Raw genomic sequence first — 26,137 nt, 5'->3', positions numbered from 1 at the left:
CGAAGAGTCGGTCCTTTTGATTAGTCTAGATTTAAATGTTCAAATAAGCCCTTTTGATAGTTTCGATCACGTTTCCGTTCCACTAGCCGATCCGCATAGCCACTGCACAGAAATTTTTCCTCATCCGTTTCTGGAATGATTTCTGGCAACGGCGGATTAGCCGGATTAGAAACGGTGACGAAGGTGACGAAGCAGGTAAAGCCCACGAAACGCTCCCCAGTCAATAAATGTTCACCCAGACCCTTTACGAAGACTTCCAGTGAGCGGTGGCTGGTGCCGGTCACGTACGATTCAATCAGCATGGCATCCTGCATAACAAAGGGTGCGATAAAGTTCATGTGATCCATCGTAGCGGTGACTTGAACCTGCCGGACTGCCCGCGAAGCCGCAATTGAGCTGGTATTATCTACCATTGATAAAATTCGGCCACCAAACACTGTGTTGTGTTCATTTAAATCTGAACTAAACACCCGGTGACTGGAACAGGCTAACGTTTCGTGACATGTTAACTGATTTTCGCTCATAATTGTGACCTCCGCTGATCAATAATTAGGACTATTCTAACATAAATTCACAAGCAGCATAAAAGCGGTTTCATTTTTATCATTTTAATCGGAATCATATTAATTGTATTTTAGGGGCGTAACTTTCATAATGAACCCAAAATAGTTGGAAAGAAGCGATGAAAATGACACGACAGTTAACGCTCTCACCAGAAGCAATTGAAAAGATTAAGCCGCATCTAAAGGAAAATACGCGGATTTTATTAAGTTACGATGACGGTGTGGGTCCTTATTCCCACCATGGATTAGTTGCTTTACAGGTTTCGTTTCAGCTGGTATTGATCAACGATGACCAGCCCTTTAGCGACTACGATGAAGAGATTAAAACAAACCTGCAGCCGATGTACATTAAGTCATATTCTGGTCGTTTTTTGAGTGATCAAATGACTTTAAAGTTGCAACCGAAATATCAGACCTTGATTCTAGCGGATGACAGCGAAGAAATCGACCAAAACGTTGAAATAGTGGATGAACGAAAATAGGATTTGAGAGTGTGACGCAACGCGGTAGATTCCAGAATACAAGGTAAATAAACCCCGTCCCGATGAATTTTGTCGGGACGGGGTTTATTTGCCTTGTATGGCCGGAATCTGAGTTGTGGAGCCGATTTAGGCAATATGAAAGTGTTGTGAAAAGATTAACTTACAAAAAGTAAGCTAATCTCGTGACTTTTGAAAAAACGCGCTCTATACTTTTTTATGTTAAACAATTTAATCAGCATCATTTTAATATTAATTGTGAGTAGAAACTGATGGAGGAGTGCGATTTAGATGACAAAGATGATGGCAGGACAGGCATTAGTTAAGGTACTAGAAGACTGGGACGTTGACCATATTTATGGGATTCCTGGCGGTTCTATTAACCACACGGTTGAAGGCTTGTACCTCGAACAAGATAAGATTAAATACATTCAAGTTCGTCATGAAGAAGTTGGTGCGATTGCTGCATCAGCTGACGCTAAATTTACCGGCAAAATTGGGGTCGCTTTTGGTTCAGCCGGTCCTGGTGCAACTCACCTGTTCAACGGCTTGTATGACGCTAAGATGGACCATGTACCAGTACTGGCCATTGTGGGTCAAGTGCCGCAGCCAACGATGAACACCAACTTCTTCCAGGAAATGGATGAAACGCCGATGTTCGAGGATGTTTCAGTTTATAACCGGACGGTGACAACGGCGGAACAAATTCCATACGTGATTAACGAAGCCATTCGTGAAGCTTACCGCCAAAGCGGGGTTGCTGTGGTGATTTTGCCAGAAGACTTAACCACTAAGGAAATCGATTACGAACCAGCTAAGACGCCTAAAGTGGTCGCTAATAACTATAGCCAAACTGTTGATCCTAAAGCAATCTCTGACAGTGTCAAGATGATCAAAGAAGCTAAGCATCCTTTGATTTACGCTGGTCGTGGTTTGTTAGGTGCCCGTGACGAGCTGACTAAGTTCTCAGAACAGTTCAACATTCCGGTCATGAATACCGTGCCAGCTACTGGGGTCATTTCAACTGATCACCCGAACTTTATCGGGACGTTTGGCCGTTTAGGTGCTAAGTCAGGATTTGAAGCGCTGCAACATGCTGACTTGATCTTGTTCTTGGCTTCTGAATTCCCGTTTGCGCAATTCTGGCCAAAGAATGTCAAGATTATTCAAGTCAATACGAATGCGTTCGATATTGGTAAGACGGTTGATGTTGATTACGCAATCATTGCAGATGCTAAAGCCTATTTGAACGATATGATTGCCACTAGTGAAACCCGTCCAGCTGATACTTGGCTGAAAGCTAACCAAGAAAACAAGGCTAACTGGGATAAGTGGCTGGATGAACAGGCTGCAGACGACAGCAGAGGTTTGAATCCTGAAGCCGTCACCAAGAAGATCGCCGAATTAGCAGGTCCTAATGATACTTACGCCGTTGATACCGGGAACGTTTCTGAATGGGGCGTTCGTGGCTTACCAATGAACAAGAATCAACGCTTCGCGATTTCTGGTTTATTTGCAACCATGGGCTTTGGTTTACCAGGTGGTATGGCTGGTGCGCTCAGTGTTCCGGATGCACAGGCTTGGTCACTATCAGGTGATGGCGGTTTTGCCATGGTCGCACCAGACATCATTACTGAAGCGCGTTATGAATTACCTGTTATCAACGTTGTCTTCTCTAACAGCCGGTTTGGCTTTATCTATTATGAACAAGCTGAATCCAAGCAGCACTTCTACGGGGTTGATTTAACGGATGCTGATTGGGCAAAGGTTGCTGAAGGACTTGGCGGAATCGGCTTTACCGTTAAGAATCAGGCTGATTTGGACGAGGTCTTCGCTAAGGTTAAGGATCTGCAAGCCAAGGATAACAAGAAACCAATCGTTATCAATGCTTACATTAATCCGGATGATCCGATTGCGACAGCCTTCATGCCATTAGATGAAAAGCTCTACGGTGCGGACACTGTTAAGGCGTACTCAGAGAAGTACCACATTGATCCAAAGACGCAGCCTTCATTGGGTGAGTTACTCCGTGCGCAGGGTGATGAACTGTAGGCTTAATTAACTTAGTTAAATTAACAGCTCCGTACGATGTTGAGATCGTACGGAGCTGTTTTGATTTCCGTTGATAAATTCATTCTAGACCCAGTTCTTGCCTGCATAACGGCCAAATTTTGTCGAGTTCGCGCTATCTATTATGATAAAATCTGGTATGATACGGGTAGAAATATCTTGCAGGGAGGATTAAACGATGGCGAAATGGTTTAGTAAGGGACAAGCAAAACGTCGTGTACTTGGGGGCACCAATAGTGATCATGAACTTGATTATGGTGAATTTTACACGGCTTACGTCAAAGCCAAGCAAAAAGACATGTCCCGACAACGGCAGCAAGTGCAACGGGTATCGAGTAAAATTAAAAAAGAGCAACGACATCGTTCGTAATTGGAATTGTTGAAGTATCTAAAAAGGCTAGTGCAGGTATCTGCACTAGCCTTTAATTGTTATTCATAACCCAACTGATTGATGTTGGTTCGTTCAGTTTTTGTGGCGCGCCAAAACGGTACTTTTACGACGCCGGCAATTTTACTTTTCTTAACGAATCCCCAGTAGCGACCGTCGTTTGAAACACTTCGGTGATCACCCAAGACAAAGTATTCACCCTTAGGGACAACCGTTACGTGTTTACCCCAGCCATATTGCTTAGCTAATGACTGTAGCGTCCAGTTGTGGTTACCTGTACCAGTGGTTGCTTCTGCGTGGCTGATAAAGCTTTGATTGACCACTTTATCGTTGACGTAAAGCTTATTGTTGATAAATGAAACAGTATCGCCAGGTAGGCCAATGACCCGCTTAACGTAATCGGTGCCTGGAGCGGCTTCTGGATCAGCGCCGTGGGCATTAAAAACGATAACGCTAAGGTGCTTGATTTGAGCTTGTTTAAACATCCAGACACGTTCATTGTTAGTTAGGTTGGGCTCCATCGATGGGCCATCTACCCGAACCGGTGACAAAACAAAACTTTTTAGACCAAATGCAAGTAGGAGACCGATGAGGACTGGTATCACAATTTCTTTGATGAATTTCATGCGTTGCTTTCCCTTCCAGAGCGTGCGGGGGCAAGCTCTGTTGTCTTAATTAAATACACTTTATCTTACTCTTTTTCACTCTATAATCCCAATATGTTACGCTGATTTATCACAATGTTAATTAGCCTGTAAATGATTTTGCTAGTATTTTTGGCATAATTCCGTATCATTGTAAGTATGATACTAGCTAGAAGGGAAGACCTTATCACATGTCTGAGAACCGTCACCGGCTCCGATTTATTTTAATTTTAGGTACTTTAAGTGCAACTGGGCCATTATCCATTGATTTATATTTACCAGCATTGCCGCAAATGATGCGGCAGTTTCAAACGTCACCGTCGCTGATTCAATTAAGTTTGACGGCGTGTTTATTGGGCTTGGCGTTTGGTCAGCTGATTGCGGGCCCGTTAAGCGATCATTATGGCCGGAAAAAACCATTGCTGGCCGGTTTCTTAGTGTTTGCTTTGGCCTCGTTTCTGATTGCATTAACGCATTCCGTTGCGATGCTGATTGTGATGCGGTTTATTCAGGGTCTGGCAGGCGCCAGTGGACAGGTCCTTTCAAGAGCAGTTGCCCGAGATTTGTTCAGCGGCCATGCGCTAACGAATTTTTACGCTATTTTAAACGCCGTTAATGGCGTCTTCCCCATTATTGCCCCCATTATTGGTGGTTTCATGATTCAGTTTGTGCCGTGGGAGGCTGTTTTCATTCTGCTTGGTGCCATTGGATTAGTGCTTTCTGGGCTGATCGTTATTGGTATACCAGAAACGCTTAAACCGGAGAATCGCTTAAGAGGACCAATCTTTGCGACGTTTAAATCTTTCGGGAAGCTGGTTGAAATGCCTGGCTTTATGCGAAATATAATGATTACTGGATTGATCTACGGCTGCTTATTTAGTTATATTTCAGCCTCAACCTTTATTTACCAGCAGTTATTTCATTTATCCGCCCAAACATTCAGTCTGATATATGCACTGAATGGTTTAGGAATCGTGATTGGTAGCAGCTTGCCCAGCCGGATTAATCGGCTATCAGAAGTGAGCCAAATGAAAATCGGGATGCTGATCATACTCCTAGATAGTTTGATGCTGTTAATCGGCTCGTGGTTACGATTCTCGCTGATGACAGTAGCAGTACTGCTGTGGGTCTTGGTGTTCTTTATCGGTATGTTGCTGACGCTAACCACTTCAATCATTATGAACCAGACACCCCAAAATGCCGGCAGTGCATCGGCTCTAGTGGGATTGTCGCAAAACGCTTTTGGTGGCGTTTCTTCACCATTAGTTGGCTTATTTGGGAAGGCAAGTTACGCACCAATGGCAGGGTTGCTTTTGCTCTATAGCCTGAGCGCGTTAGGACTCTCGTACAAGCATCGATTGAAGAAGTAAATAGCAATTTAGAAATGATTTGGAGGTTGAAAAATGAGTTTAGAAAAGCCATCAGAATTAACGGCAAACGATTTTAAACAGTTTCATCAAGAACTAAGTAACCGGCCAGATGCCAGCATTATTAGTCGTGCGGTGATGACCAATGGTATCGACGCAGCAGCGACTGATCCACAGGCTAAAGTTCGTCTGCATCGGGAATTTTCCGTTGAACTGGATACGGGGACAGTGACTAATCAGAAGCAAAGTGGCCGTTGCTGGGAATTTTCGCTACTCAACACATTACGGCACCAATTCGAGCAGCTTCACCACGTCAAGAACTTTGAGTTATCTCAAAATTACCTCTTTTTCTGGGACAGAGTTGAGCGGGCAAATATGTTCTATCAGCAGATCATAGCGACTGCCGATAAGGGGCCCAATGACCGTGAAGTTGCTTTCTACCTGAAAATGGCGGGTGGCGATGGCGGTCAGTGGCCAATGGCGGCAGCACTCGTTGAAAAATACGGTGTGATACCGGCTTATGCCATGCCTGAAACCTACAATACGGAACACACCGCTGCTTTTGCGTCGACGTTGGCACTTAAGATGCGGCGGGATGCCGTGGTATTACGGCGCCTTGTTCGGGATGATGCCAGTGCAGATCAACTAGCCGAAAAGCGGCGTCAAATGGTGGGCGAAGTTTACCGGATGGCGGCTTATTCATTCGGCGAGCCACCAGCTACTTTTGATTTGGAATACCGCGATAGCGATAAAAAGTGGCATCGTCAAGCCAATTTAACGCCAACCAGCTTTTTCAAACAGGCCTTTAACGTTGATTTGGAAGACTACGTTGTTGTGACGAATTCGCCGGACAAACCCTTAAATGAACTGTACCGGTTAGCTAGCCAGGAAAATATTGCTGGCGGCAAGCAGATTCAATTTTTAAACGTGGACATGTCAGTTCTCAAAAAGGTCGCGATTGCGCAACTACAAGATGGTGAAACGGTCTGGTTCGGTAATGATGTGCTGCAGCAGATGAGTCGCGAACAGGGCTTCTTGGATGCGCAGCTATATCGACGTGCAGAACTGTTTGGGATTGATTTGTCTTTAAGCAAAGCGCAACGATTTGAGTACCATGAAGCCGAAGTGACGCATGCCATGACCTTAACTGGGGTTAACTTAGTTGATGGCCAACCTAATCGCTGGAAGGTTGAAAATTCCTGGGGCGAGAAGAACGGCGAAAAAGGTTACTTTGTGATGACCGATGATTGGATGGATCAGTTTGTTTATGAAGTCGTTGTGCATAAGAAGTACCTGACGGATGAACAACGGGCTATCTTAACTCATCAGCCAGTTGAGCTGGCGCCTTGGGATCCGTTGATGTAGATTTAGTCAAAACGGGCGCCATAAATCAGATTTCAACTATTTAATGAAAACAAGCACTGCCCCGATTTTTATGGGACAGTGCTTGTTTATGTTAAACCAGTCGTTATAAAACTTTATAAGCAGCCAACAGTGAAATCGTATTGATCTGACTTAAGGACGTCTTTAAGTCGCTGAGCTGTGCTTTTGACATCTCATGAGTAATGATCACCACTCTAGCAGTTTGATCATCGTTCTTCGTTTGAACGATTTGGCTGAAGCTGGCGCCAATTTGAGTCATAATTTGGGTGAACTTCAGCATTTCACCGGGAGCATCCAGCATTTTTAGTGACAAGTAGTAAGGGTAAATCACATCTCTTGGATCAACTTTGCCAACTTGGCTTTGGTAGTTATTAAATGAGTTCCCAGTTGTTCCAAGGACAATGTTTTTAGTGACAGAAACAATATCACTTAGCACACTGTTAGCAGTCGGTAAACCACCAGCACCTGGGCCGTAAAAGAGGGTCTCCCCAACGGCTTGACCCGTTACCATAACGGCATTGTTTTCGTTGTTGATGGTGGCTAACGGATGATCTTGAGGGACTAATACTGGTCCCACTTCGGCAAAAACACCATCGTCGATTCGGCGGGCAATGCCCAGTAATTTGATCGTGTACCCAAAAGCATCCGCTTGTTGGACGTCCGCCTGCTGAATAGTTGAAATCCCTTCGACAGCCATGTTAGATAGTTTAATGTGAGTGCCATACGAGAACTGACTCAAAATAACCATTTTATAGGCGGCATCGATTCCCTCGACATCATTAGTAGGATCAGATTCAGCAAAGCCAAGTTCCTGTGCCTTCATCAAAGCTTGATCATATGACCAGTGCTTCCTTTGCATCTGAGTCAAAATGTAGTTCGTTGTTCCATTGACGATTCCTTTAACTTCCGTGATATAGTCGGCCGCAAAACTAGTTACAATGGTTCTGAGGATGGGAATACCGCCAGCCACGCTTGCTTCATACATTAAATCGCAGTGGTTTTGTTTTGCGAGAGCGGCTAATTCTTCACCAGCAGACGCAATTAAATCCTTATTCGCAGTGACAACGTGTTTTTTAGCGTTTAATAGTGCGGTGATAACTTCTTTGGCGGGATGAACCCCACCCATCACTTCCACCACGATTTTAATTTCGGGATCATCGACAATAGTGTTTAAATCATCAGTGACGGTAACACCTGCTGGTACTTCCGCTTGGTGCTTAGCGACGTTTCTGACGACCACCGTTTTGATACTGAGATTTCGGCCGGTAATATTTTGGACCTTATCAGAATTTTCAGTGACCATTTTGAGAACGCTGCTGCCAACAGTTCCAAGACCAACAAGCCCAATTTTAATTTCATCCATAAATTTGCCGCTCCTTATCTGTGCTTTACATGTCAGTATAGCAAATATTATGAGAAGTTTGTGAAAATCAGGAATTAATTCTCATGAAAAAGCGCCATCCCGATAAAACTTATCGGAATGACGCTACTTTGTGTTATATTCTGGAATCTACCGAGTTGTGTCACGGCATTATTTGAATCCTATATAAATTGTGAAAAGGTTCTGCCGATACCAGCAATTAACCGATTGAACCAACTAAGGCCAGTTGAATGCGGCTGTTTTTTGGCAGCTGGTTTAGCAATTGTTGTCGCTGCTGTGCCATTCTGGGTTGTCGCGTTGGGCAAACCAGTGTTGTTAAAGGTAGTGGTTGTGATTGGCTGATCTTTTTTAATGGGTAAGGTGGTAGCTGTCAGTTGATTATTAACCGTAATTTTGTTTGGATCTTGTCCGATGCGATACCAAACTCGAGTCTGGTTTTCAGCAGGATTGGCGATGACTTGATGTCCTTTTATCCGGTAGGTTTTCGGCGATTCCTTAACCGGTGTACTTCGGACCGTTTTGTCCAGATGAGTAATTAAGCCATTCATTGCTGAAAAGGTACTTTGACTGCCAATAATCGTTGCAATTAACTCACGACCGTTGCGCCAGTACGTTACGGTCAAGCATAAGCCGGCGTTTTCAGTGTAACCCGTTTTGAGCCCCGTTAAATGATTACTTGGTCGGTAATAAAAGCCGGGTTTCAACAAGGAGTTAGTATTGACCAGCGTCTGGCCATCTAACTTGTAACTGGCTTTGCTGCTCCACTGATAGATTTGAGGATAAGCTTGAGTTAAGTGCTGGGCGATGATACTGATTGCGCGGGCACTCACCAGATTCTGCGCCTTAGCAGGGGTACCATCAAGCTGATAACCATACTTCTTTAAATCGGTATTATCTAATCCAGAGCTGCTAACAAAGTGGGCGTCAATGCCCCAATCTTTAGCCTGGTTATTCATCATGGCGATAAACTTTGCGTTATCACCATGTGCGACGGCTTTACCAAGGGCAATTGCTGCTGAATTAGAAGAAGCGATTAAAGCGGCCTTATAAAGATCTTCGACGGTATATTGATTAGAATGTTTAATTTTAAATGAGCCGAGACTGTAACTTTTGCTCATTTTAATCAGTTGATCGTCAACAGGAACCTTATCGTTCCAATTAAGTTGATGATGTTTGATTGCTTGTGTGGTGAGATAGAGAGTCATCATTTTAGATAAACTGGCTATTGGTAACTGGTTATTAGCATGATTATCGTACAATGTCTGACCGCTCTTAGCATCCATGACATAGGCTGATTTAACTTTCGTGTAATCAGACATTTGAGCATCTTTTTTACTTTTAGCGAAACTGTTTTTGGCTGGTGTGAATACCAACAGCAAACAAATAAGCGCGATCAACAGATGAGATACACGCTGTCTTGTGTGAATAGTTAAAATGACAATTGCACCTCCATGTGACAAAACTGAAATTAGTATAGCAGATATTCGGCGTTAAAAAAGTTAAATAATGACAAAGATAAGATGACATCATCAAGTCAAAGATTAAAGATTGTCATATTTGCATCACCATTTCCGTGAGCTGGACTAAGCGCGGCTCACAAAAGACGACCGTCTTCTGTGATGGCCGCCTCTTAAAAAGGGTTCTGATCGTTTAATTAGTACGGATTAAATATAAGCCCAAATACCGATATTTTCAACTCATCAAAAAGCGATTCTTTGAGTGATTATAAGTAAAAACTTAGTGTCGTAAAGGCCTGAAAAAGCGATAATCTGCCTCAACGGTTAGCAATAAATGCTATAATTTTTCTTGTTCAGTATGAGGAGGGGAATGCTTGCGTGAAAGTTAGACCAATGAAACCAAGTGATCAACCAGCAGTTGCCACCATTTATTTGCAGGATCGACAACGCTATTTTCCGTGGGTGGCACATCCTGACATTGCGGATTTTTTTCATGATTCACATGGTGAAGCAATCTTTGTAGCGGAAATCAACGGCCAAATTGCGGGCTTTGCCAGTCTCTTGCGGGTAATGGATTTCGTTCACCTGTTATTCGTTGCACCGGAATTTCGGCACAAAGGTGTCGGTCACGCGTTGATTCAGCACTTACGGCAGGAAGCAGTTGGTACGTTAACACTGAAGTGTGTCATGGATAACGAGGCAGCACTCCGTTTCTACGCGCATGAGGGGTTCGCAATTAAGCGGGAGGACCGGCTTGCAGTGCCAGCAAATTATACGTTGGTTGATAGGATTAAGCGATAATGATCAAACATAAAATAATCTGATCACGACGGTGCGCCCGGGTGGTCAGATTTTTTTTGTGAATTTTATTTTAGAAACCCTCTTCGATTTATTGAAAATACTGAACAGGTTGACTTACTATTGAAATAGTCTAAAAAGGGGAGCGTTAATTTTGAAACGGTTTTTGATAGTTGTGGTGGGATTTATTTCGTGTATTGCTCTAAGCCAACCCGTTAAGGCAGCGGCGTATAGTCAGCGTTCGTCAGCACTCATTTATCATCCGTCCTCAATGCGGACAGTCAATGATGCAGACGTGCACTTCGTTCGGTCATCGAGATCCTACACTCACATGAAGCCATCCAGCAAAACGAACTGGGTTAGGTCAGTAGCGGGGCGCAAAGTTGCTTTTAAAACCAGACTGTTACTGCCGTATCCAGGGAAACCTAATGAAAGTTGGGGAAATCCTCAGTCCATTGCCATTGCTAAAAATCAAATGATGTATATTGTATATTGTCCGACGATGCTGCGAAACCGGGGCAGAATTGTTCGGTATGATTTAAAACGCCTAGAACAATTAGGAGCTTATAAGAATCCGCAGAGCTTGCGGACAGTTTACTGGAAGCATCACGGTAAATATTCGAGGCGACAAAAAAACATGCAAAAGGCCATTAAAGTTGGGCCGTTATTTGATACCGGTCATGGCCAAACGTTAGCGATAAATCCAAAGGATAATCACATGTATATGTGGCGTGATAATCGCAATAGCAGAGGCAAGCAGTATAGCCTACGCGCTTATATGAGACGCATTAATTCGCAGTCTTTAAAGCCGGATCGAACCATCAGTTTTTATTTACGAGCACATGGACAAGCCGTCTATGGTGGCGGTACTCAGGCCTTTGATCGATTTGGAAACAGCTATTTTTGGTGCAAGAGTGGCCTAGAGGCTGATATCTACAAGGGCAGAATAGCTAGTCATACAGTGAAGTTTCGAAAAACGGATCAAGTCATTAAACGGGCGCCGGGAACCTACGTGCAAAGTATGGGGTATAACCCTAAGCGCGGCCGGTTGTATTTGATTGCTGATGACTCAATCGTTAGTTTTCCTGCTAAGCAGTTAAACGGTCACGGCTCATTGAATAAGCGTTCATTCGAGTGGTCAAAATTGAAACCCAAACGTGAGCTGGAAGGCTTAACTTTTGACGAGGGCGGCCACGCCTACTTGTTAACCAATCATAATCCAGAGGTCCTTAGATCGACGTCGATTTATTAAACTAAGACAGCAAAAAGCGGTTGATTTTCCGAATAGGAAAATCAACCGCTTTTAACCTCACAGCTGTCTTGGTGATACTGGTTCGAAATTATGGAAGCCACTATCAGGTTTAGAATGGTGGCGATGATGACCGTGTCCATGAGGATGATTATTTTGAAGTTGAAGGTTGAGTTGCTTCGTTTTTTCACGTTCGATTTGGAGTTTCTTCTTGTAAATATTAGTTTTAACATGACCGTAAATCAACAGTGACAGTGGAATCATCTGGATAGCGAGACCAGCAGGAATTAACCAAGGGTTCTCTTTTACAAATTCAGCTCGCTGGCTAGCCAGTTTTGCGAGATCGATAGTAACCGTTTTCTTTGCCATAAAAACCACACTCCTTTTCCTTATCATACCGTAAAATTTATCGAAATGCAGTGCGGAGGGCTAAAAAATTAGTGGTGTTATGACGAAGATATCTTAACCGCGATATTGCATGGCTAACTGACGATAATAAGCCAGTGACTGCGGGTCAAGTCGAAGCTTTTCACTTATCTGCTGTTCAGTAAGATTAGAATTTTGCAGTAAAAAGTCTAGGACAGCGCTTTGGTATAGCCGGGTTGGCGTCAGCGTAAAGCCCAGCAATTTTTCGTCGGGTTTCAAATACTTATGCAGACCAGCAGCTGTGAGATGCGGATCTTCAGCTAAACGCTGTTTTAAAAACAAATCCTGACTATGCTGACGGGTTTGAAGCGGCTGAATAAACTGCTGAAATTGCTGCCAAAAAGCGTGTTCGTCCGCGTTAAAATTGTCACTGTTTAACTGCTGATAAAAACCGGGTGTTAAAAATTCGGAGATGGTGTAATAGTGACTGGAAAGCATGAGCGTTAACCGGGTGTAAAAGGCCAGTTGCTGGTTTTTTAAGATAGAAGGCATGAGATGCAGCCACTTGGTCGTTGGGGCTTTTAGCTCGTCATGCGATTTTCCTTTCAGCGTAAGGGTCGGATAATGCCTGATTAAATCATGTGTGAAAAGGTATTTGAAGTAGATGTTGATGTGTGACAGCATTTTATTGTAAGTACCGTTAGTCACCTGACGTTGATTGACCAGCATGGCCAAATATTGCTCCACATCACGGTCTAGTAAAGTTGCTACCCGGTGATCCGCTTGATAACCAGCGTTAAAATTGCTTAAAAAGATGAATAGATCAGTTAAGACAGAACGGTATTCAGCAATGGTTGGCTTTGCCAGCTCTTGTTGATGAAGATACCGTTCAAAAGTTTCCTGATAGGGATAAGCGTTAGTGTGTGGCAATCGGCCCCTACCTCCTTATTAAATCGGCTTAAGTTAAAAACCTGCACTATGGCGAGCAGACCGCTATAGTGCAGGTTTTATCATGACTGATATTAAATGAACTTAATTAGTTTCTACAAAGACAACGTTTGTTTTATCCATATCAACGTCACGAATAGCGTGATAACCGCTTAGATGTAACTTAGTCGCCTTGTTAGTGCCCTTGGTCGTATCTTTAACCGTTACCGACTGGGTCATATCGATACCTGATAATTTACCAGCCAATTTGATCACAGTTTGATTCTGCTTGTTTTGGGTAAAGGTATACTTTACGGTACCCTCTTTATTTAAAGCTTTGGCTTTTTTAGCAGCATCGTATGACTTATAAAACTTATCAACGTTATACATCGTTGCTTTGCCCGTTTCCTTATCAAACGCAATGGCTTCAATACCAGAGTTACTCTTATGGTTGATCTTACCAGCTAGATACCAGAAACCGTCACCAGATAGCACAGTTGATTTGACATCAGTGTGTTTCGTAGTAGCGGGTTCGTTTTTAAAACTTGCCTGTTCATTCGACTTATTGGATGACGATTGACTGCCGCAAGCCGTTAGAAAAATGGCGAGAACTGCGACAAGACTTAATAACACTACTTTTGCTCGGGATGTTTTCATTACTAATCACCTCATTATTATGTGAATCGAGTATAGCAGTGGACGAGGGGATAACGCAAGTCTTTGAGATAGAGTTAACCATTTTCAAAGAAATAACGATTATTAGACTGATGATGGCTGGATAATCAGAAAAATTATCTTTTTTTTGAAAAAATAATTAAAAAATGAGAAACACATTTCAAAAAATGTATTGTATAATATGGGCATAAATTGGGGTGGTTGATCTATAAGAGTAGCGAATAGTTTATCACATTAACTATTCTTGGTTGTTAGATGGGGATTACTTTGAATCGAAAGGGGAGGAACTTTAATGAGTCACTGCATTGATTTAACACATCAACGGTTTGGTCGACTAACGGTGGAAAAACGAGCAAAGACTGTCGCGCGAAACGGCAATGTCTGCTGGTTATGCAGGTGTGACTGCGGTAACCGGGTGGTCGTTGAAGGTTACGCTCTTCGAAAGGGCATTACACGAAGCTGTGGTTGCCTGCGAAAAGAAGTTTCTCGTAAAAATGCCCGGCATCCGGCATAATGAAAGCTTTATTAATGCACAAGGCGGTGCCTTAGTGGATCAAAATGGCATTGGCTATTCGTCCCTGATTCGTTCCAAACGAAATCATACGGGTGTCATCGGTGTTTCATTTGATAAGAAATCAGGGGCTTATATTGCCCGGCTGATGTATCATGGACGCTATGTTTTGAACCGGGCGACCCGCTCCTTTGACGAAGCAGTTGAATTACGCCGGCAAGCAGAACAGGAATACTTTAAAGCAAACGAAATGCATGATTAGCTGGACGCCCACCGCATGATAACTGATACGATGGGCGCTTTTTAGTTGGCAGACTAGACCGAACATACGTTTATTGATAAACTGGTATTAAACGATCTATAGGAGGTTTTAGGATGCCCAAGAAGCGACGGAGACGTGGCAGTAATTCTTTCTTTAATTGGCTAGTCATTGCGGTAGCAATCATTGCCGGTATTTCTGCCACGGAAACGGGTAATCATTCCCAGTCAAATACGGCTAGCTCGGCCAGTAGCCAAACTGTTCTACAAAAGAAAGCTGATTCAGTTTTTCGGTCCTTTAAAGGCGGGGGACCTAATCGGGGTACAACTCAACCACACGCATCTGGACAGACGGATGCCAGCAGTGTCGCTCAGTTAGCCGCCCTGAATTATCACGGACAGCAAGTTGTTAAAGTGAATAACGGGGTGCCCTTCTTTACTAAGGCAGACCTCAGTACGGCTAAGGGTCCGTGGCAAGCTTATCATCCGCTAGACGAATACAATCGAGTGACGGGTGCTGATGCGCTGCTGTCCAAATCACTAATGCCACATGCTCAGCGGGAGCCTTTATACGTGGATCCTACAGGCTGGCATAATAAACGGTTTACCTATCAAGGCAAGACGGATTGGTTATATAATCGCAGCCACTTAATTGGTTATCAGTTTACCGGGCAGAACAACAATCCCAAGAACCTGATGACTGGCACCCGGTCACTAAATTCACCAGGGATGGAAGACTATGAGACCGAGGTAGCAACCTACCTTAAGTTAAGTTCCACAAATGAAGTACGGTACCGGGTCACGCCAGTCTTTCGCAATAACGAACTGCTGGCACGTGGCGTTTTGATGCAGGCACAATCAATCGGTAACAATACGATTCGGTTTAATGTCTACATTTTTAATGTTCAACCCGGTGCTCAAATGGATTATGCAACTGGTCGTTCAAGAGTCACAAATGGGCAATAGGCCGTTATCAGATGAAAATCAATAACTGACGATATTTTTAAATTTTTTTTAATATTTTATTGAGCACAGATATCATTTTGTCTTATTATAGGGTTATATATTTTAAATGGTTTTAATTTTGGGGGGAGTTCAATTGAAACGTATCATCTTAGGGTTAATGAGTTTTATGACGTGCGCTGTTTTAGGGCAATCAGTGACAGCGGACGCCTCAGTCAAAGTCTATCATCAGCGCTCAACAGCGCTGATCAACCACCCGTCTAGTATTCGTACGCTTAATAATTCGAAAGTTAAATATGTCAAAGTGCCAAAAGGTTTTACCCATATGAAGAGTAATAACCACACTAACGAAATGAAGGCAATCAGTGGCAAGGGTGTCACGTTTAAGACCCGCTTTTTGTTGCCAGATCCCGGCAAAGACAATCAACCTTGGGGGAATCCGCAATCGATAGCCGTCTCTAAGAGCGGCTATATGTATATCGTCTATTGTCCTACTAATTTACATAATGAGGGCCGAATTGTCCGCTATGATATGAAACGATTGATTCAGTTAGGCGTTGAAAAGGATCCGAAGTTATTACAATCTACCTATGTTAAACATGATGGTCAGTATTCGGATAAGCAAAAAGAGGTTCAGCGTGCGATTAAAGTGGGCGGGTTATTTGATACCGGTCACGGCCAATCCTTGGCTTATAACCTGAAGACCCACGCCCTCTATATGTGGCGTGATAATGAAACAAAGTCAGGTGCACCAACTTCAATGGCGGGTTATATTCAACACATTAGTGCCAGTTCATTGAAGCCGGATCGGGCTATCAGTTTCCACTTGGTTTCACACGGTTATATTCATGGCGGTCATACTTTAACCTTCGATAAGTATGGTAATGCCTATTTCTGGAGTAATCCGGGGAACGGCGCTAATATCTACAAAGGTAGAGTTTCAACGAGTCACGTGATTTTCAGAAGAACGGATCAAATTTTAAGACATATACCTGGTACTCATGTTCAAAGCATGGGATATAGTACTAAACGCGGTCGCTTATACTTAATTTCAGATGATTCGATTGCCAGTTTTCCAGCTAAACAACTAAATGGGCATGGGTCTTTGAAGAATAGTTCATTTGAGTGGTCAGAGTTGACACCAAAACGTGAAACTGAAGGGCTGACCTTTGATGGGTCAGGTCACGGTTATCTGTTAGTTAACCATGATCCAGAGGTCTTACTTTCAACAGGGGTATATTAAAAGTTTAAAAAGGTGATTTATTCGTAACAGCTTACGAATAAGTCACCTTTATTATTAGCGGCGGTTATTATAACGGTAAATTCCATAGAGAATAATAGCGAGTAAAAAGCCGAAGCCAATCACCGGATTTTCACGAAATAACCAGTGAAAAATACGGATGGTGCCGACACCATGAATACCATAGATTGCGGGAACGATTGTAGTGGGCATTTGAAACTTCCTTTCTGGGAACGAGTTAATAGGCTTGTGCTATAATTTTCCCCATAGTATCACAATTAGAACGCTAAGAGGGCGGATTTTATGGAGATTACCATGACGATGATAGGTGAGGGGATTTACCTCATCAATGTTATTTTAGCAATTGTTATTATCTTTAGGCAACGGCGAGATATCGTCGCCATCTGGGCCTGGTTATTAGTCCTTTTCTTACTGCCAGTAATTGGTTTCTTGATCTATGCCTTTCTCGGCCGACAACTACCAAAGAACAAACTGTTTAAAGTCAAAAGTGATGTTCAACTGCAGTTAGATGAACTGTTGGCACAGCAGCGTCAAGAACTGGGTAACGAAAACTTACCGGCCGACTTGGTTTCTGATTCGGTTAAGTCATTAGTGACGATGTTTCAGACAGCGAACCACGCCTTCTTAGCACGGAAAAATCGGGTTCGCATCATTGCGGATGGTCAGCAGTTATTTCACGAAATGATTGAGGATATTGAGCGCGCTAAGAGTAGTGTCCATATTGAATTTTACTCCTTCTATAATGATCGGATCGGCCAGCAGATTCGTGATTTGCTGGTTCGTAAAGCGCGGTCTGGTGTTGAAGTACGCGTGATTTATGATCCGTTTGGTTCACTGGGTGCTTTCCGGTCGTTTTTTAAACCGCTGTTAGATGCCGGTGGTTATGCAGAGCCTTTTCTGGCACGTTCAGCAATTACTGATTTCCGACTGAATTTCCGTGATCACCGGAAAATCGTTGTGATCGACGGGAAAGCGGGGTACGTTGGTGGTTTTAATATTGGTGATCAATACCTGGGGCGGAGTAAAAAGTTTGGTTATTGGCGTGATACACATTTACGCATCACGGGCTCCGCGGTTTTTGGTTTGCAGGGTCGGTTTAGCATGGATTGGAATGCGACAGCTTCGCAAGGGTTATTACCGACTGATCACATTGAGAGCCGCTACTTTCCGCTGACACACGTCAAGGGTGATACCAACATGCAGATTGTCAGCAGTGGCCCTGATTCAGATTTACAGCAAATTAAAATGGGATACATTCGGCTGATTCAATCCGCAAAGCAGCGGGTTTGGATTCAAACACCGTATTTGATCCCTGATGATAGTGTGATGGACGCTATTCGAATTGCTGTAATGGCTGGGGTTGATGTTCGAATCATGATTCCGCATATGGCCGATCACCCCTTTGTTTATCGGGCGACACAGTACTACGCGCATGAATTAGCCAAAGATGGCGTTAAAATCTATTACTATGAACATGGCTTCATGCACTCTAAAACCATGGTAGTAGATGACCGTCTTGCCTCAGTTGGTTCAGCAAATATGGATTATCGGAGTTTTAAGCTAAACTTTGAAGTAAACGCGTTTCTCTATGATGAAAAATTAGCGGTAAAGTTGGCTGATTTATTCGAGGAAGACCAGCATTTAAGCCGATTAATGACAGCTGAGGACTTTGATAATCAATCATTATATCTGCGGTTTAAGCAAAGCTTTTGTCGGTTATTGTCACCCATTTTATGAAGAATTTTTCGGTTAAAAAAGAGGGCCAAATTTCTTGAAATCGGTTACAAAATACGGTATTATATCCTTGGAAGGTTAGATAAGACCAATTAGTTTTGAAAGTAGTATCGTTGCTGTGAAGCAACAGAAGCTCGGTGTTTAGTGATGCTAGACCAATCGAGCTGAGAGTAGAATCAAATGGGTAATAGGCTGTTTCCTTGTTAGGCTGCTAAAATGAGAATTGAGGCATCGAATAACAGGAGATGGAATCGGTATTCGATGGTAACCCTCGAGCCGACAAGAGTGCGAACCCCAACGGTTAAGATCCAAGATTTACCATTTATTGGTCGATAACCTTCTACAGGTACGAAAGGGTCGTGAAGTTGGCGACCAGTTTAGATACAGGAGCTGTTTCCCTGATAACGATTATTGGGGGACGGCTTTTTTAGTACAGAGTGTGAACGCAAGCGGTTAGATAGCGGAGTGTAGGGCCACCCCATCATAAACCCGTGGGCTTGGGGTTTATGATGGGGTGGCCCTACATGCAGCTGTCTGCTTGCGTGAACACGTTTTGGCGAGGTAAATAAATAAACACCAAGTTTGACATCACCACCCATTTTAATATATTATCGGAATAAGCCATAATGTAAAGAAGGAATAAAAATGTTAACTGAAAAATTTCACGATGTTTTGAATCACGAAGGTGTTGTGTCCGTTGTGACTTGGACGCCAGCAGAACCTCACATCACTAACACTTGGAATTCGTACTTGACGGTTACGGACGACGAACGGATTTTGATACCAGCAGCTGGCTTTACCCATGCTGAAAATGATTTGGCGGAAAATGACCAGGTTTTATTTACGGCTGGTGCCCGCGAAGTAGAGGGCCGAGATGGCTATCAAGGCACTGGTTTCCGGTTAACAGGAACGGCTAAATTTGTCGATAACGGTGCCGAGTTTGAACAGGTTAAAGCTAAGTATCCATTTATTCGTAAGGTATTAGAAATTACCCCAACTTCTGCAAAACAATTATTGTAATAGACAAAGAGTGTGTGACAAAACTCGGTAGATTCCAGAATTTAACGTAAAAAATACCAATTCCGACGAACTTTCGGAGTTGGTATTTTTTACGTTAAATGGCCGGAATCTGAGTTTTGGCGCATGATTAGACCACATTGAAGTGTCGAACTGAAGTACAAGCTTAACGAATTCTGTCTAAAGATTGATTGAAATACTTACCAATGTAGACTTATAGCACAGTCCTTTTAACTACTCTTTTGTGATAGGTTGTTTTGTCAGTACGCCATCTCGCATTTCGTATAAATGGTCTGTGAATTCAATCAGCCGAGAATCATGAGTAACAACCACCACTGCTTTGTGATGATCGATAGCCAGGCTTTTCAATAGACTGCCCACAACCTTTACCCGTGGACCATCTAAAGCTGCTGTAGGTTCGTCTGCTAAGATGATTGCGGGATCGGGATAAAGGGCCCGCGCAATGGCTACCCGTTGCTGCTGGCCACTGGATAATTCGCTAGGATATTTATGGAGTAGGTTTTTGATTCCTAGCTTTTCAAGGACCGCGTTGAGTTCTTCTTTAGAAAGATTATTTTTGGGCTTTACCTTATCCACTAAGGTAAACTGATCAGCAACGGTCAGATAAGGCAGTAAGTGATAGGCTTGCAGAACAAAGCCGATAGCGTCTAAACGAAGTGCGTCACGCTGCTTTTTAGATCGCTGATTATAATCGATCCCGTTGACAGTGACCGTACCGCTAGTTGGTGTCAGCAAGCCACCGACGATAGTCAAAAAGGTGGTTTTACCTGAGCCAGAAGGCCCCATGATTAAACTTAAAGTACCGGATTCGGCTTCAAAATTGATGTCATGTAAAACGTGCACTCGAGCCGTACCTGAACCGAAAATCTGATTAACGTTCTCCACAGAAAAGGCACTCATTATCATTCACCTCCAATGACTGAAACTGGGTCAACGCTCAAAACCGTTTTGACGGGGATCAAGCTGCCAATTAAGGCCATAATCAGAATTCCTAAACCGACCGCCGCTAAAAGTGGCACGTCAAACGCCATCGGCACCTGAGCTGGAATGACCAAGCCCGTAACGGCAGTGAGGAGCGTGCCAATGATCAAGCCGCTTGCAACCAGCAAAATCGATTGACTAATAGTTGCACTGACTAGTACTCTGCTGGGAATGCCTTGGGCACGAAGTACCGCGTAATTCGGCAGTTTCTGCATCGTTAAGATATAAAGAAAGACCGCAATGATGATCATTGAAATAATCATTAGAAAACCAATCATTAACACGAAGGTTAAAATTTGTGCTTGATAACCCGGCAGTTTATTGATGATCTGTTGGCGCGTGTAAGTTTTGGTACCACTTTGGTGAGGCTGATACTGACGATTTTCAGAAGCCACCACGCTGGTGACAGGCCCCATTTTGATGCCACGAAGCGATCGCCACGTTCCCAGTTGGCCATATAGAACTGGTGTCACATTGAGTTTGGCACGTTTTGTGAAGCCAACGATGGTGAACTTAGTTTGATCATCGTTTAATTTAAACTTATCACCAAGCTGATAGCCCTTTAGTTTTAGAGAATCATCCACGACTACTTCGTGTGAATGGCGGACTCGATGGCCACTTTCAAGTTTAATGTTTTTGGCAATAAACTGGCTATTTTTTAGGCCGACAAAAAAGGCTGATTGCTGCTTATGACCCTTGGCTTCAGCAACGACAGGAGTCTCACCCAAATAGGCCTCATTTTTTGTCAGGGTTCCCGCCTGCTTTTTAGTTAGGAAGGATTGGCGCATATCCACGTTAGCATTCGAACTCAGCGTAATTTTAGCGACGTCCCAGGAATTGATGGCATCGGTGTTTTCGCGGGCGAGTCCCAGCGCTAAACTGGTAAGAATGAAAATCAGATAACTGATCAGCACGATCATAGCAATGATCAGACTCGAGCGAAATTTTTCTTTTTTGATTTCTTTAAGAGCTAGAAACATAGCGCTTCTCTCCTTACTGTACGATGGCATTTTCTTGCTGATGTAACCATAAAGCATTTTGTGTTTAGCTTCAACTGGTAGTACTTAAGACTGTTTTGCAGCAATCAAAATAACCGACCATCCTCGATTGATCAAGGATAGCCGGTTATTTTTAAATTTAGCAGCTTTAGAGCTAATTAAATAATTTGTTTAAATCAATTCGAAAACCCATCAGTACGAGCAGAATTGCGCCAATCGTCAGTGAGATTAATTCACCAATGGCAATGGTACCCCAGTCCATCCAGAAAGTTGGCCAAAAGGCCGCGTTGCCGATCCAGGCTAGTTCCAATGCGATAGTAAACATTGAAAAAGTGACGATCAGGACACCGGCCACTAATTTGGCATAGAAGTTGGAAATATGCTTAGCCACATAGTAAAGCACCAGCATGGTGACAAAAGTAGATAAGCTGCCCCAGATAACGTCAATGATACCGTTGGGTGAAGCTAAGTTAGAAATCGCAACACCAAGTGGCACGGCAATCACGTAGCGTTTATTGTAAATCGCCAATAAGTTAAGCATTTCTGCCAGACGTACCTGTACAGCGCCAAAACTAAAGGCTGCCAAGACCGTCGTAATAACGACATAGAGTGCAGCGATAACGGCAACCTTGGCGATATCTGCCACCGAGTTGATGCCGAAGCGAGTTGTCTTAGAATTCATGGTAAATTCTTCCTCCGTTTTGAGATATTTAAATGCGTGCTGTTTACACAACAGTGGTATACGTTACCGTATTTATCGTCTAATTTCAAGTTAGGCTTTGGAATCAAACCGCCGTTTTAACTTATTTTCGCCATACTGGAAGACTTCTGCGGGATCTAAGTCATACTTACTGCAGAGAATCAGCGTTTGGTCGAAGACGTCGCAGAGTTCCTCTTTGAGATGGTTGCGCAACTCTTCAGGTGTGGCTTTATGCTCGCCCGGATGGTCCCGGCCCAGTTCAATGGTACGGACGACCTGCGACAGCTCACCCATTTCCTCAGTCAAAAAGTTCATGCGAATCATTGGGTTAAACCGGTACCAGTTACGGCTTTCGTAAAATTGTTTGACCCACGCTTGGTGTTCTTGAATAGTCACAAAAATTGCCTCATTTCCCAGGAAATTTAAAACGGCGTTCCCATAAAAGGAAACCGCCGTTTTATTTGAATAATGAAATTGTAACACATTAGCCAGCTTGCAAAATCCAGAGGAAGATGACGAAGACAACGGCTAAACCATACATAATCGGACTGACTTCCTTACCGCGCTTAGCTGCAATCATTGAAAGTGGATAAGTAATGAAACCTAAAGCAATCCCATCAGAAATACTATAAGTCAATGGCATCCCGACTAAAATCAGAAAGGCAGGAGCAGCAACTTCGAACTTCTCCCAGTGAATGTTTTTCAAAGATTGCGCCATTAACGTCCCAACGATGATTAAAGCTGGAGCGGTTACCTGACTAGTAATCACGGTCAGCAGTGGTGAGAAGAATGAGCCTAACAGGAAGAAGATTCCCACGACAACGGCGGTGAACCCGGAACGGCCACCAACCGCAATACCGGCTGATGATTCAACGAAGGCACCCATTGGTGAAGTTCCTAGGAGTGAACCAACGACCATTGTGGTGGAATCAGCTGCCAAAGCGCGGCCAATCCGTGGAATCTTGTTGTTCTTAACGATGCCGGCTTGTTCGGTCAAGCCAACCAGCGTCCCAGTGGTATCAAAGAAAGTCACCAGCAAGAACGTCAGCACGACCACGGCTAACTGCAGGGTGTTGATGTGGCCGACGTTCATTAACGCAACACCAAAGGTTGGTTTTAGGCTAGGAACACCTGATAGCCATGCAGAAGGGGCGTGGATTAAGCCCGTAGACAGGCCAACAATCACGTTGATGACCATCCCAATGAAGATGGCCCCAGGAACTCGAGCACTCATCAAAATAATGGTTAAGATCAAGCCGACGATTGTCAGCCAAGTGGAACCAACATGCAGCGAGCCAAGGCCCACAATTGTTGATTTATTGGCGGTAACTAAGCCGCCATCACTTAAACCGATGAAGGCGATGAATAACCCAATACCAGCACTAATAGCCATCTTTAAATCACGAGGAATGGCATCAACCACCATCTCACGAATTTTAAACGCGGTTAAAATCATGAATAAGATAGAAGCAACGAACACACCAGCTAAAGCTGTTTGCCAAGGAATCTTCATTCCCAAGACAACGGTATAGGAGAAGAAAGCGTTGATCCCTAAACTAGCGGAAATGGCAATGGGATAGCGCGCAACGATTCCCATCAAGAAACAGCCAAAGGCACTGGCCAGTGCGGTTGCGGTGAAGACAGCCCCTTTATCCATGCCAGAAACCCCTAAAACGTTGGGATTAACGAAAAGAATGTAGACCATCGAAATAAAGGTGGTCAAACCTGCTAGGAATTCCTTCTTATATGATGTCCCTAACTCATCGAACTGAAAGTATGACGCGATTTTTTGGCCCATAAGAATTAACTCCCTTATCTAAAATAATTGCCTTAATGTTCGTGTTTCATTTAAAGAAACCAGATATTATAGTAACATTATTTTATATCGTTTGCAATATACGAATAATATTTATACTCAAAACCGGATGTTCGGTATTTGCTGAAGAAAATAGTCGGAATTTAGTGTAAAGTAATTACGGAAACTAACGAAATGAGGTTAGAGATATGACAAAGTGTTTAATTTTAGGCATTGATCAGCCAGTGGCGCAGTTGATGGCTGAACAGCTCACGGAGATGGAAGTGGTCGGCTTTTCTGAAGGTGATAAAAACGCTGACTTTTACGGCGATGCCCGTAAAGCAGCTACTTATATGGAAGCAGTTAAAGGAGTGGACGTGATCTACTCCGATTTCGTTGGAATGGATGTGGATTGGAAGTTAGAAGCCGTTTTCACAGCACTTCGAAAGCAGCAGCAAACTGTCAGAACCGTGATGCGCTCGGTTGCGGGTATTGATCAAGAAGTTGATGGTCCGCTTACATATGCCGGAATTACCGATGTTAAAGAGTTTCTCAAGCAGCAACGTTATGGCATTAAAATTGTGGATGAGGCTGAGATGCCGTATACCGTCTTACGGCCAATCATTGATGATGAAATTGGATCGACACAGGTTCAACTCATTAATGAAGGACAGCCGGTTCCAGTAAAACCGGTTAGCGCTGCAGCGTTTGCGCAGGTGGTGGTTGATGAAATTCAAAATGGGACTCATGTTAATCAATCGATTGCAGTGGTAGGAAAATAGCGTCACTAAAAAGGCTCCCGAAACAGAATGTTTCGAGAGCCTTTTCAAGCCAGCGTTAACGTATCAATTTGATTAACTGATAAAGCGCATAAAGTGTACTAATACCACAAATAGCATTGGTTGGAATCCAAACAAGGTTTTCTATGAGTGTAAGATCTGGAGCTACTTGCAACGACCAAATGACAACAAATAGTCCAGCAAGCAACTCTAGCCAAGTAGGTACAGTTTTACGGCTATCCGCCGTTAACAAGTGGAGAAGATGCTTTGTTTGCAGCAGATCCTTAAATAAAATGAAGTTCAAAATTGAAAATATCAGGTATAGTATTGCCTTAAAATAAATGGTTGCATCTAAAAAGAGTGTAGCCCCAGTTGCTACCAGCAAACTGATTAGTAGGATTAAAATCCGTTTTATTGATATGACCATGATCTATAATTGCCACCTTTAAATTGGAAAATATGTGCTTTTAAGGACGTGATGGTCGCTTTTCCCGTCATTATTTGCTGGTGATATGGTTGGAATGAGCTGCTAAGTGGGCAGAAGTAGTGCTACACCAACGGCGGGAGTTAAATGACTCCTCAAGCCGCTTCTTATTTCCATTTAAATCATCGGTCATGGTTCTTCTTAGAGAGTTTTCTTTTTTTAAGGGCGTTGAGTACAATTAAGCCTATAGAAGCAAAGGCGTCTGTAACAGCGATTATAGATGTTAAAAGTGCTAACCAAAGTGGATGATAGAAAATGGTACCGATTAATAAGATAAAAGTAATTGTGTCTAACGGTCTAAGACGCCGATTCCAGTCATCGTAAGGTTCAATAAACACTTTTGAAGGCTTTATAGGTCTCATCGATGTTCCTCCACTATTTTATTAGTTTTTAACTTTGATGAACGTCTAGTGACGCATTTCAAAAATTCACCATTTTTTGCATTTCTACTCCCCATTCATTAATTCCGTTTTGATATTGTTTTAAGCACTTCTTACCCCTTATGGTCATCTATCATGGTTCTTCTTAGAGAGTTTTCTTTTTTTACGAGCATTGAGTACAAGTAAACCTAAATCAGCTAAAACACTTCCCCAAAAGCTGATTGAGGTTAGGACTGTCAGCCAAAGTGGATGATAAAAAAAGGTAATAAATATTAGAACCAAACCAACCGTCGCCAGAGAATCAAGACGCCGGTTCCATTTATCGTAAGGCTTAATGAATACTTTTGAAAGTTTTCTAGATTTCATTGATAGTCCTCCACTAGTTTATTTTTTTCTTTTCCCCCACTAGGTGGATACGAGTTCAAGAAGCGTAAAAAATATTAGTATCCCTGGGATCAACTGTAATATGGTCACAGCGTACGATTTTATCTTATATTGACCTAGCGTA

At 43.1% G+C, this 26,137-nt stretch carries 30 protein-coding genes; 14 read left to right on the top strand and 16 right to left on the bottom strand.

What is annotated here, in order from left to right:
• Window positions 1-20: 20 nt before the first annotated feature.
• Window positions 21-524, bottom strand: coding sequence for an acyl-CoA thioesterase (locus IWT5_RS09935; RefSeq protein WP_089109800.1), 504 nt, complete (start codon window positions 522-524; stop codon window positions 21-23).
• A gap of 158 nt (window positions 525-682) precedes the next feature.
• Between IWT5_RS09935 and IWT5_RS09930 the strand changes: the two genes are divergently transcribed.
• The 3 genes from IWT5_RS09930 (at window position 683) to IWT5_RS09920 (ending at window position 3,482) form a co-directional block, all read left to right on the top strand.
• A complete protein-coding gene (locus tag IWT5_RS09930) occupies window positions 683-1,045 on the top strand; it encodes an iron-sulfur cluster biosynthesis family protein (RefSeq protein WP_225360271.1) in 363 nt (120 codons plus the stop codon).
• A gap of 288 nt (window positions 1,046-1,333) precedes the next feature.
• Window positions 1,334-3,094, top strand: a complete 1,761-nt coding sequence (gene spxB, locus IWT5_RS09925; RefSeq protein WP_089109798.1) for a pyruvate oxidase — start codon at window positions 1,334-1,336, stop codon at window positions 3,092-3,094.
• 196 nt (window positions 3,095-3,290) lie between these two features.
• Complete coding sequence (locus IWT5_RS09920) at window positions 3,291-3,482, top strand: hypothetical protein (protein ID WP_089109797.1); 192 nt, start codon at window positions 3,291-3,293, stop codon at window positions 3,480-3,482.
• Between the two features lie 59 nt (window positions 3,483-3,541).
• Here IWT5_RS09920 and lepB read toward each other — a convergent pair whose 3' ends face one another.
• Window positions 3,542-4,126 (bottom strand): signal peptidase I, encoded by a 585-nt coding sequence (lepB, locus tag IWT5_RS09915; RefSeq protein WP_089109796.1) that lies wholly within the window; start codon window positions 4,124-4,126, stop codon window positions 3,542-3,544.
• A 209-nt stretch (window positions 4,127-4,335) separates the two neighbouring features.
• On the opposite strand from lepB, the gene IWT5_RS09910 reads away from it, so the two are divergent.
• Both IWT5_RS09910 and IWT5_RS09905 read left to right on the top strand, forming a co-directional pair.
• The gene (locus IWT5_RS09910) at window positions 4,336-5,514 is read left to right on the top strand and encodes a multidrug effflux MFS transporter (RefSeq protein WP_089109795.1); all 1,179 of its coding nucleotides are present in this window, start codon (window positions 4,336-4,338) and stop codon (window positions 5,512-5,514) included.
• Window positions 5,515-5,547: 33 nt separating this feature from the next.
• Window positions 5,548-6,876 carry a C1 family peptidase gene (locus IWT5_RS09905; protein ID WP_089109794.1) on the top strand — a complete coding sequence of 443 codons (1,329 nt, stop codon included), beginning with the start codon at window positions 5,548-5,550 and terminating at the stop codon, window positions 6,874-6,876.
• Window positions 6,877-6,979: 103 nt separating this feature from the next.
• Here the strand turns inward: IWT5_RS09905 and IWT5_RS09900 are convergent, their stop codons facing one another.
• Together IWT5_RS09900 and IWT5_RS09895 are read right to left on the bottom strand one after the other, a co-directional pair.
• Window positions 6,980-8,257, bottom strand: a complete 1,278-nt coding sequence (locus IWT5_RS09900; protein ID WP_089109793.1) for a homoserine dehydrogenase — start codon at window positions 8,255-8,257, stop codon at window positions 6,980-6,982.
• 179 nt (window positions 8,258-8,436) lie between these two features.
• On the bottom strand, window positions 8,437-9,654 hold the full coding sequence (locus IWT5_RS09895) for a D-alanyl-D-alanine carboxypeptidase family protein (RefSeq protein ID WP_225360270.1): 1,218 nt from the start codon (window positions 9,652-9,654) through the stop codon (window positions 8,437-8,439).
• A 456-nt stretch (window positions 9,655-10,110) separates the two neighbouring features.
• Between IWT5_RS09895 and IWT5_RS09890 the strand changes: the two genes are divergently transcribed.
• Window positions 10,111-10,533 carry a GNAT family N-acetyltransferase gene (locus tag IWT5_RS09890; protein ID WP_225360269.1) on the top strand — a complete coding sequence of 141 codons (423 nt, stop codon included), beginning with the start codon at window positions 10,111-10,113 and terminating at the stop codon, window positions 10,531-10,533.
• A 151-nt stretch (window positions 10,534-10,684) separates the two neighbouring features.
• On the top strand, window positions 10,685-11,782 hold the full coding sequence (locus IWT5_RS09885) for a hypothetical protein (RefSeq protein ID WP_225360268.1): 1,098 nt from the start codon (window positions 10,685-10,687) through the stop codon (window positions 11,780-11,782).
• A gap of 57 nt (window positions 11,783-11,839) precedes the next feature.
• Here the strand turns inward: IWT5_RS09885 and IWT5_RS09880 are convergent, their stop codons facing one another.
• From IWT5_RS09880 to IWT5_RS09870, 3 genes are all read right to left on the bottom strand, one after another.
• Window positions 11,840-12,148 carry a hypothetical protein gene (locus IWT5_RS09880; protein WP_089109791.1) on the bottom strand — a complete coding sequence of 103 codons (309 nt, stop codon included), beginning with the start codon at window positions 12,146-12,148 and terminating at the stop codon, window positions 11,840-11,842.
• A gap of 93 nt (window positions 12,149-12,241) precedes the next feature.
• Entirely contained in the window at window positions 12,242-13,075 is an 834-nt protein-coding gene (locus tag IWT5_RS09875) for a phage integrase N-terminal SAM-like domain-containing protein (protein ID WP_089109790.1), read from the bottom strand.
• Between the two features lie 102 nt (window positions 13,076-13,177).
• Window positions 13,178-13,729, bottom strand: a complete 552-nt coding sequence (locus IWT5_RS09870; protein WP_089109789.1) for a hypothetical protein — start codon at window positions 13,727-13,729, stop codon at window positions 13,178-13,180.
• 310 nt (window positions 13,730-14,039) lie between these two features.
• Here IWT5_RS09870 and IWT5_RS12480 point away from each other — a divergent pair, with 310 nt between their 5' ends.
• From IWT5_RS12480 to IWT5_RS09855, 4 genes are all read left to right on the top strand, one after another.
• A complete protein-coding gene (locus tag IWT5_RS12480) occupies window positions 14,040-14,261 on the top strand; it encodes a hypothetical protein (RefSeq protein ID WP_369688578.1) in 222 nt (73 codons plus the stop codon).
• A complete protein-coding gene (locus IWT5_RS12475; protein WP_369688577.1) occupies window positions 14,242-14,520 on the top strand; it encodes a hypothetical protein in 279 nt (92 codons plus the stop codon). Before IWT5_RS12480 ends, IWT5_RS12475 begins: the two co-directional genes overlap by 20 nt.
• Window positions 14,521-14,633: 113 nt before the next feature.
• Complete coding sequence (locus IWT5_RS09860) at window positions 14,634-15,482, top strand: DNA/RNA non-specific endonuclease (RefSeq protein ID WP_089109788.1); 849 nt, start codon at window positions 14,634-14,636, stop codon at window positions 15,480-15,482.
• A gap of 133 nt (window positions 15,483-15,615) precedes the next feature.
• The gene (locus IWT5_RS09855) at window positions 15,616-16,722 is read left to right on the top strand and encodes a hypothetical protein (RefSeq protein WP_225360267.1); all 1,107 of its coding nucleotides are present in this window, start codon (window positions 15,616-15,618) and stop codon (window positions 16,720-16,722) included.
• Between the two features lie 54 nt (window positions 16,723-16,776).
• On the opposite strand, the gene IWT5_RS12320 is transcribed toward IWT5_RS09855, so the two are convergent.
• The gene (locus IWT5_RS12320; RefSeq protein WP_191981308.1) at window positions 16,777-16,932 is read right to left on the bottom strand and encodes a hypothetical protein; all 156 of its coding nucleotides are present in this window, start codon (window positions 16,930-16,932) and stop codon (window positions 16,777-16,779) included.
• Window positions 16,933-17,022: 90 nt separating this feature from the next.
• Here IWT5_RS12320 and cls point away from each other — a divergent pair, with 90 nt between their 5' ends.
• Both cls and IWT5_RS09845 read left to right on the top strand, forming a co-directional pair.
• The gene (gene cls / locus IWT5_RS09850) at window positions 17,023-18,477 is read left to right on the top strand and encodes a cardiolipin synthase (RefSeq protein ID WP_089109787.1); all 1,455 of its coding nucleotides are present in this window, start codon (window positions 17,023-17,025) and stop codon (window positions 18,475-18,477) included.
• A gap of 642 nt (window positions 18,478-19,119) precedes the next feature.
• The gene (locus IWT5_RS09845; protein WP_089109786.1) at window positions 19,120-19,494 is read left to right on the top strand and encodes a pyridoxamine 5'-phosphate oxidase family protein; all 375 of its coding nucleotides are present in this window, start codon (window positions 19,120-19,122) and stop codon (window positions 19,492-19,494) included.
• A gap of 231 nt (window positions 19,495-19,725) precedes the next feature.
• On the opposite strand, the gene IWT5_RS09840 is transcribed toward IWT5_RS09845, so the two are convergent.
• The 5 genes from IWT5_RS09840 to IWT5_RS09820 all read right to left on the bottom strand — a co-directional run bounded on the left by IWT5_RS09840 (window position 19,726) and on the right by IWT5_RS09820 (window position 23,989).
• The gene (locus tag IWT5_RS09840; RefSeq protein ID WP_089109785.1) at window positions 19,726-20,412 is read right to left on the bottom strand and encodes an ABC transporter ATP-binding protein; all 687 of its coding nucleotides are present in this window, start codon (window positions 20,410-20,412) and stop codon (window positions 19,726-19,728) included.
• A gap of 2 nt (window positions 20,413-20,414) precedes the next feature.
• Window positions 20,415-21,473, bottom strand: a complete 1,059-nt coding sequence (locus tag IWT5_RS09835; RefSeq protein ID WP_089109784.1) for an ABC transporter permease — start codon at window positions 21,471-21,473, stop codon at window positions 20,415-20,417.
• Between the two features lie 172 nt (window positions 21,474-21,645).
• Window positions 21,646-22,173: a QueT transporter family protein gene (locus IWT5_RS09830; protein WP_089089407.1), complete on the bottom strand. Its 528-nt coding sequence runs from the start codon at window positions 22,171-22,173 to the stop codon at window positions 21,646-21,648.
• Window positions 22,174-22,263: 90 nt separating this feature from the next.
• Window positions 22,264-22,587, bottom strand: coding sequence for a MazG nucleotide pyrophosphohydrolase domain-containing protein (locus IWT5_RS09825; RefSeq protein WP_089109841.1), 324 nt, complete (start codon window positions 22,585-22,587; stop codon window positions 22,264-22,266).
• 88 nt (window positions 22,588-22,675) lie between these two features.
• Window positions 22,676-23,989, bottom strand: coding sequence for an NCS2 family permease (locus tag IWT5_RS09820; protein ID WP_089109783.1), 1,314 nt, complete (start codon window positions 23,987-23,989; stop codon window positions 22,676-22,678).
• Window positions 23,990-24,195: 206 nt separating this feature from the next.
• Here IWT5_RS09820 and IWT5_RS09815 point away from each other — a divergent pair, with 206 nt between their 5' ends.
• Window positions 24,196-24,768, top strand: coding sequence for an NAD(P)H-binding protein (locus IWT5_RS09815; protein WP_089109782.1), 573 nt, complete (start codon window positions 24,196-24,198; stop codon window positions 24,766-24,768).
• Between the two features lie 55 nt (window positions 24,769-24,823).
• Here IWT5_RS09815 and IWT5_RS09810 read toward each other — a convergent pair whose 3' ends face one another.
• The 3 genes from IWT5_RS09810 to IWT5_RS09800 form a co-directional block, all read right to left on the bottom strand.
• The gene (locus IWT5_RS09810) at window positions 24,824-25,150 is read right to left on the bottom strand and encodes a hypothetical protein (protein WP_143443099.1); all 327 of its coding nucleotides are present in this window, start codon (window positions 25,148-25,150) and stop codon (window positions 24,824-24,826) included.
• 221 nt (window positions 25,151-25,371) lie between these two features.
• Window positions 25,372-25,611 (bottom strand): hypothetical protein, encoded by a 240-nt coding sequence (locus tag IWT5_RS12225; RefSeq protein ID WP_089109780.1) that lies wholly within the window; start codon window positions 25,609-25,611, stop codon window positions 25,372-25,374.
• A gap of 144 nt (window positions 25,612-25,755) precedes the next feature.
• Entirely contained in the window at window positions 25,756-25,995 is a 240-nt protein-coding gene (locus IWT5_RS09800; RefSeq protein WP_089109779.1) for a hypothetical protein, read from the bottom strand.
• Window positions 25,996-26,137 lie beyond the last annotated feature (142 nt).

Origin of the sequence: Secundilactobacillus mixtipabuli (assembly GCF_002217925.1) — a bacterium.
Taxonomy (GTDB): Bacteria; Bacillota; Bacilli; order Lactobacillales; family Lactobacillaceae; genus Secundilactobacillus; species Secundilactobacillus mixtipabuli.
This window is presented reverse-complemented; position numbering and strand designations above follow the sequence as displayed.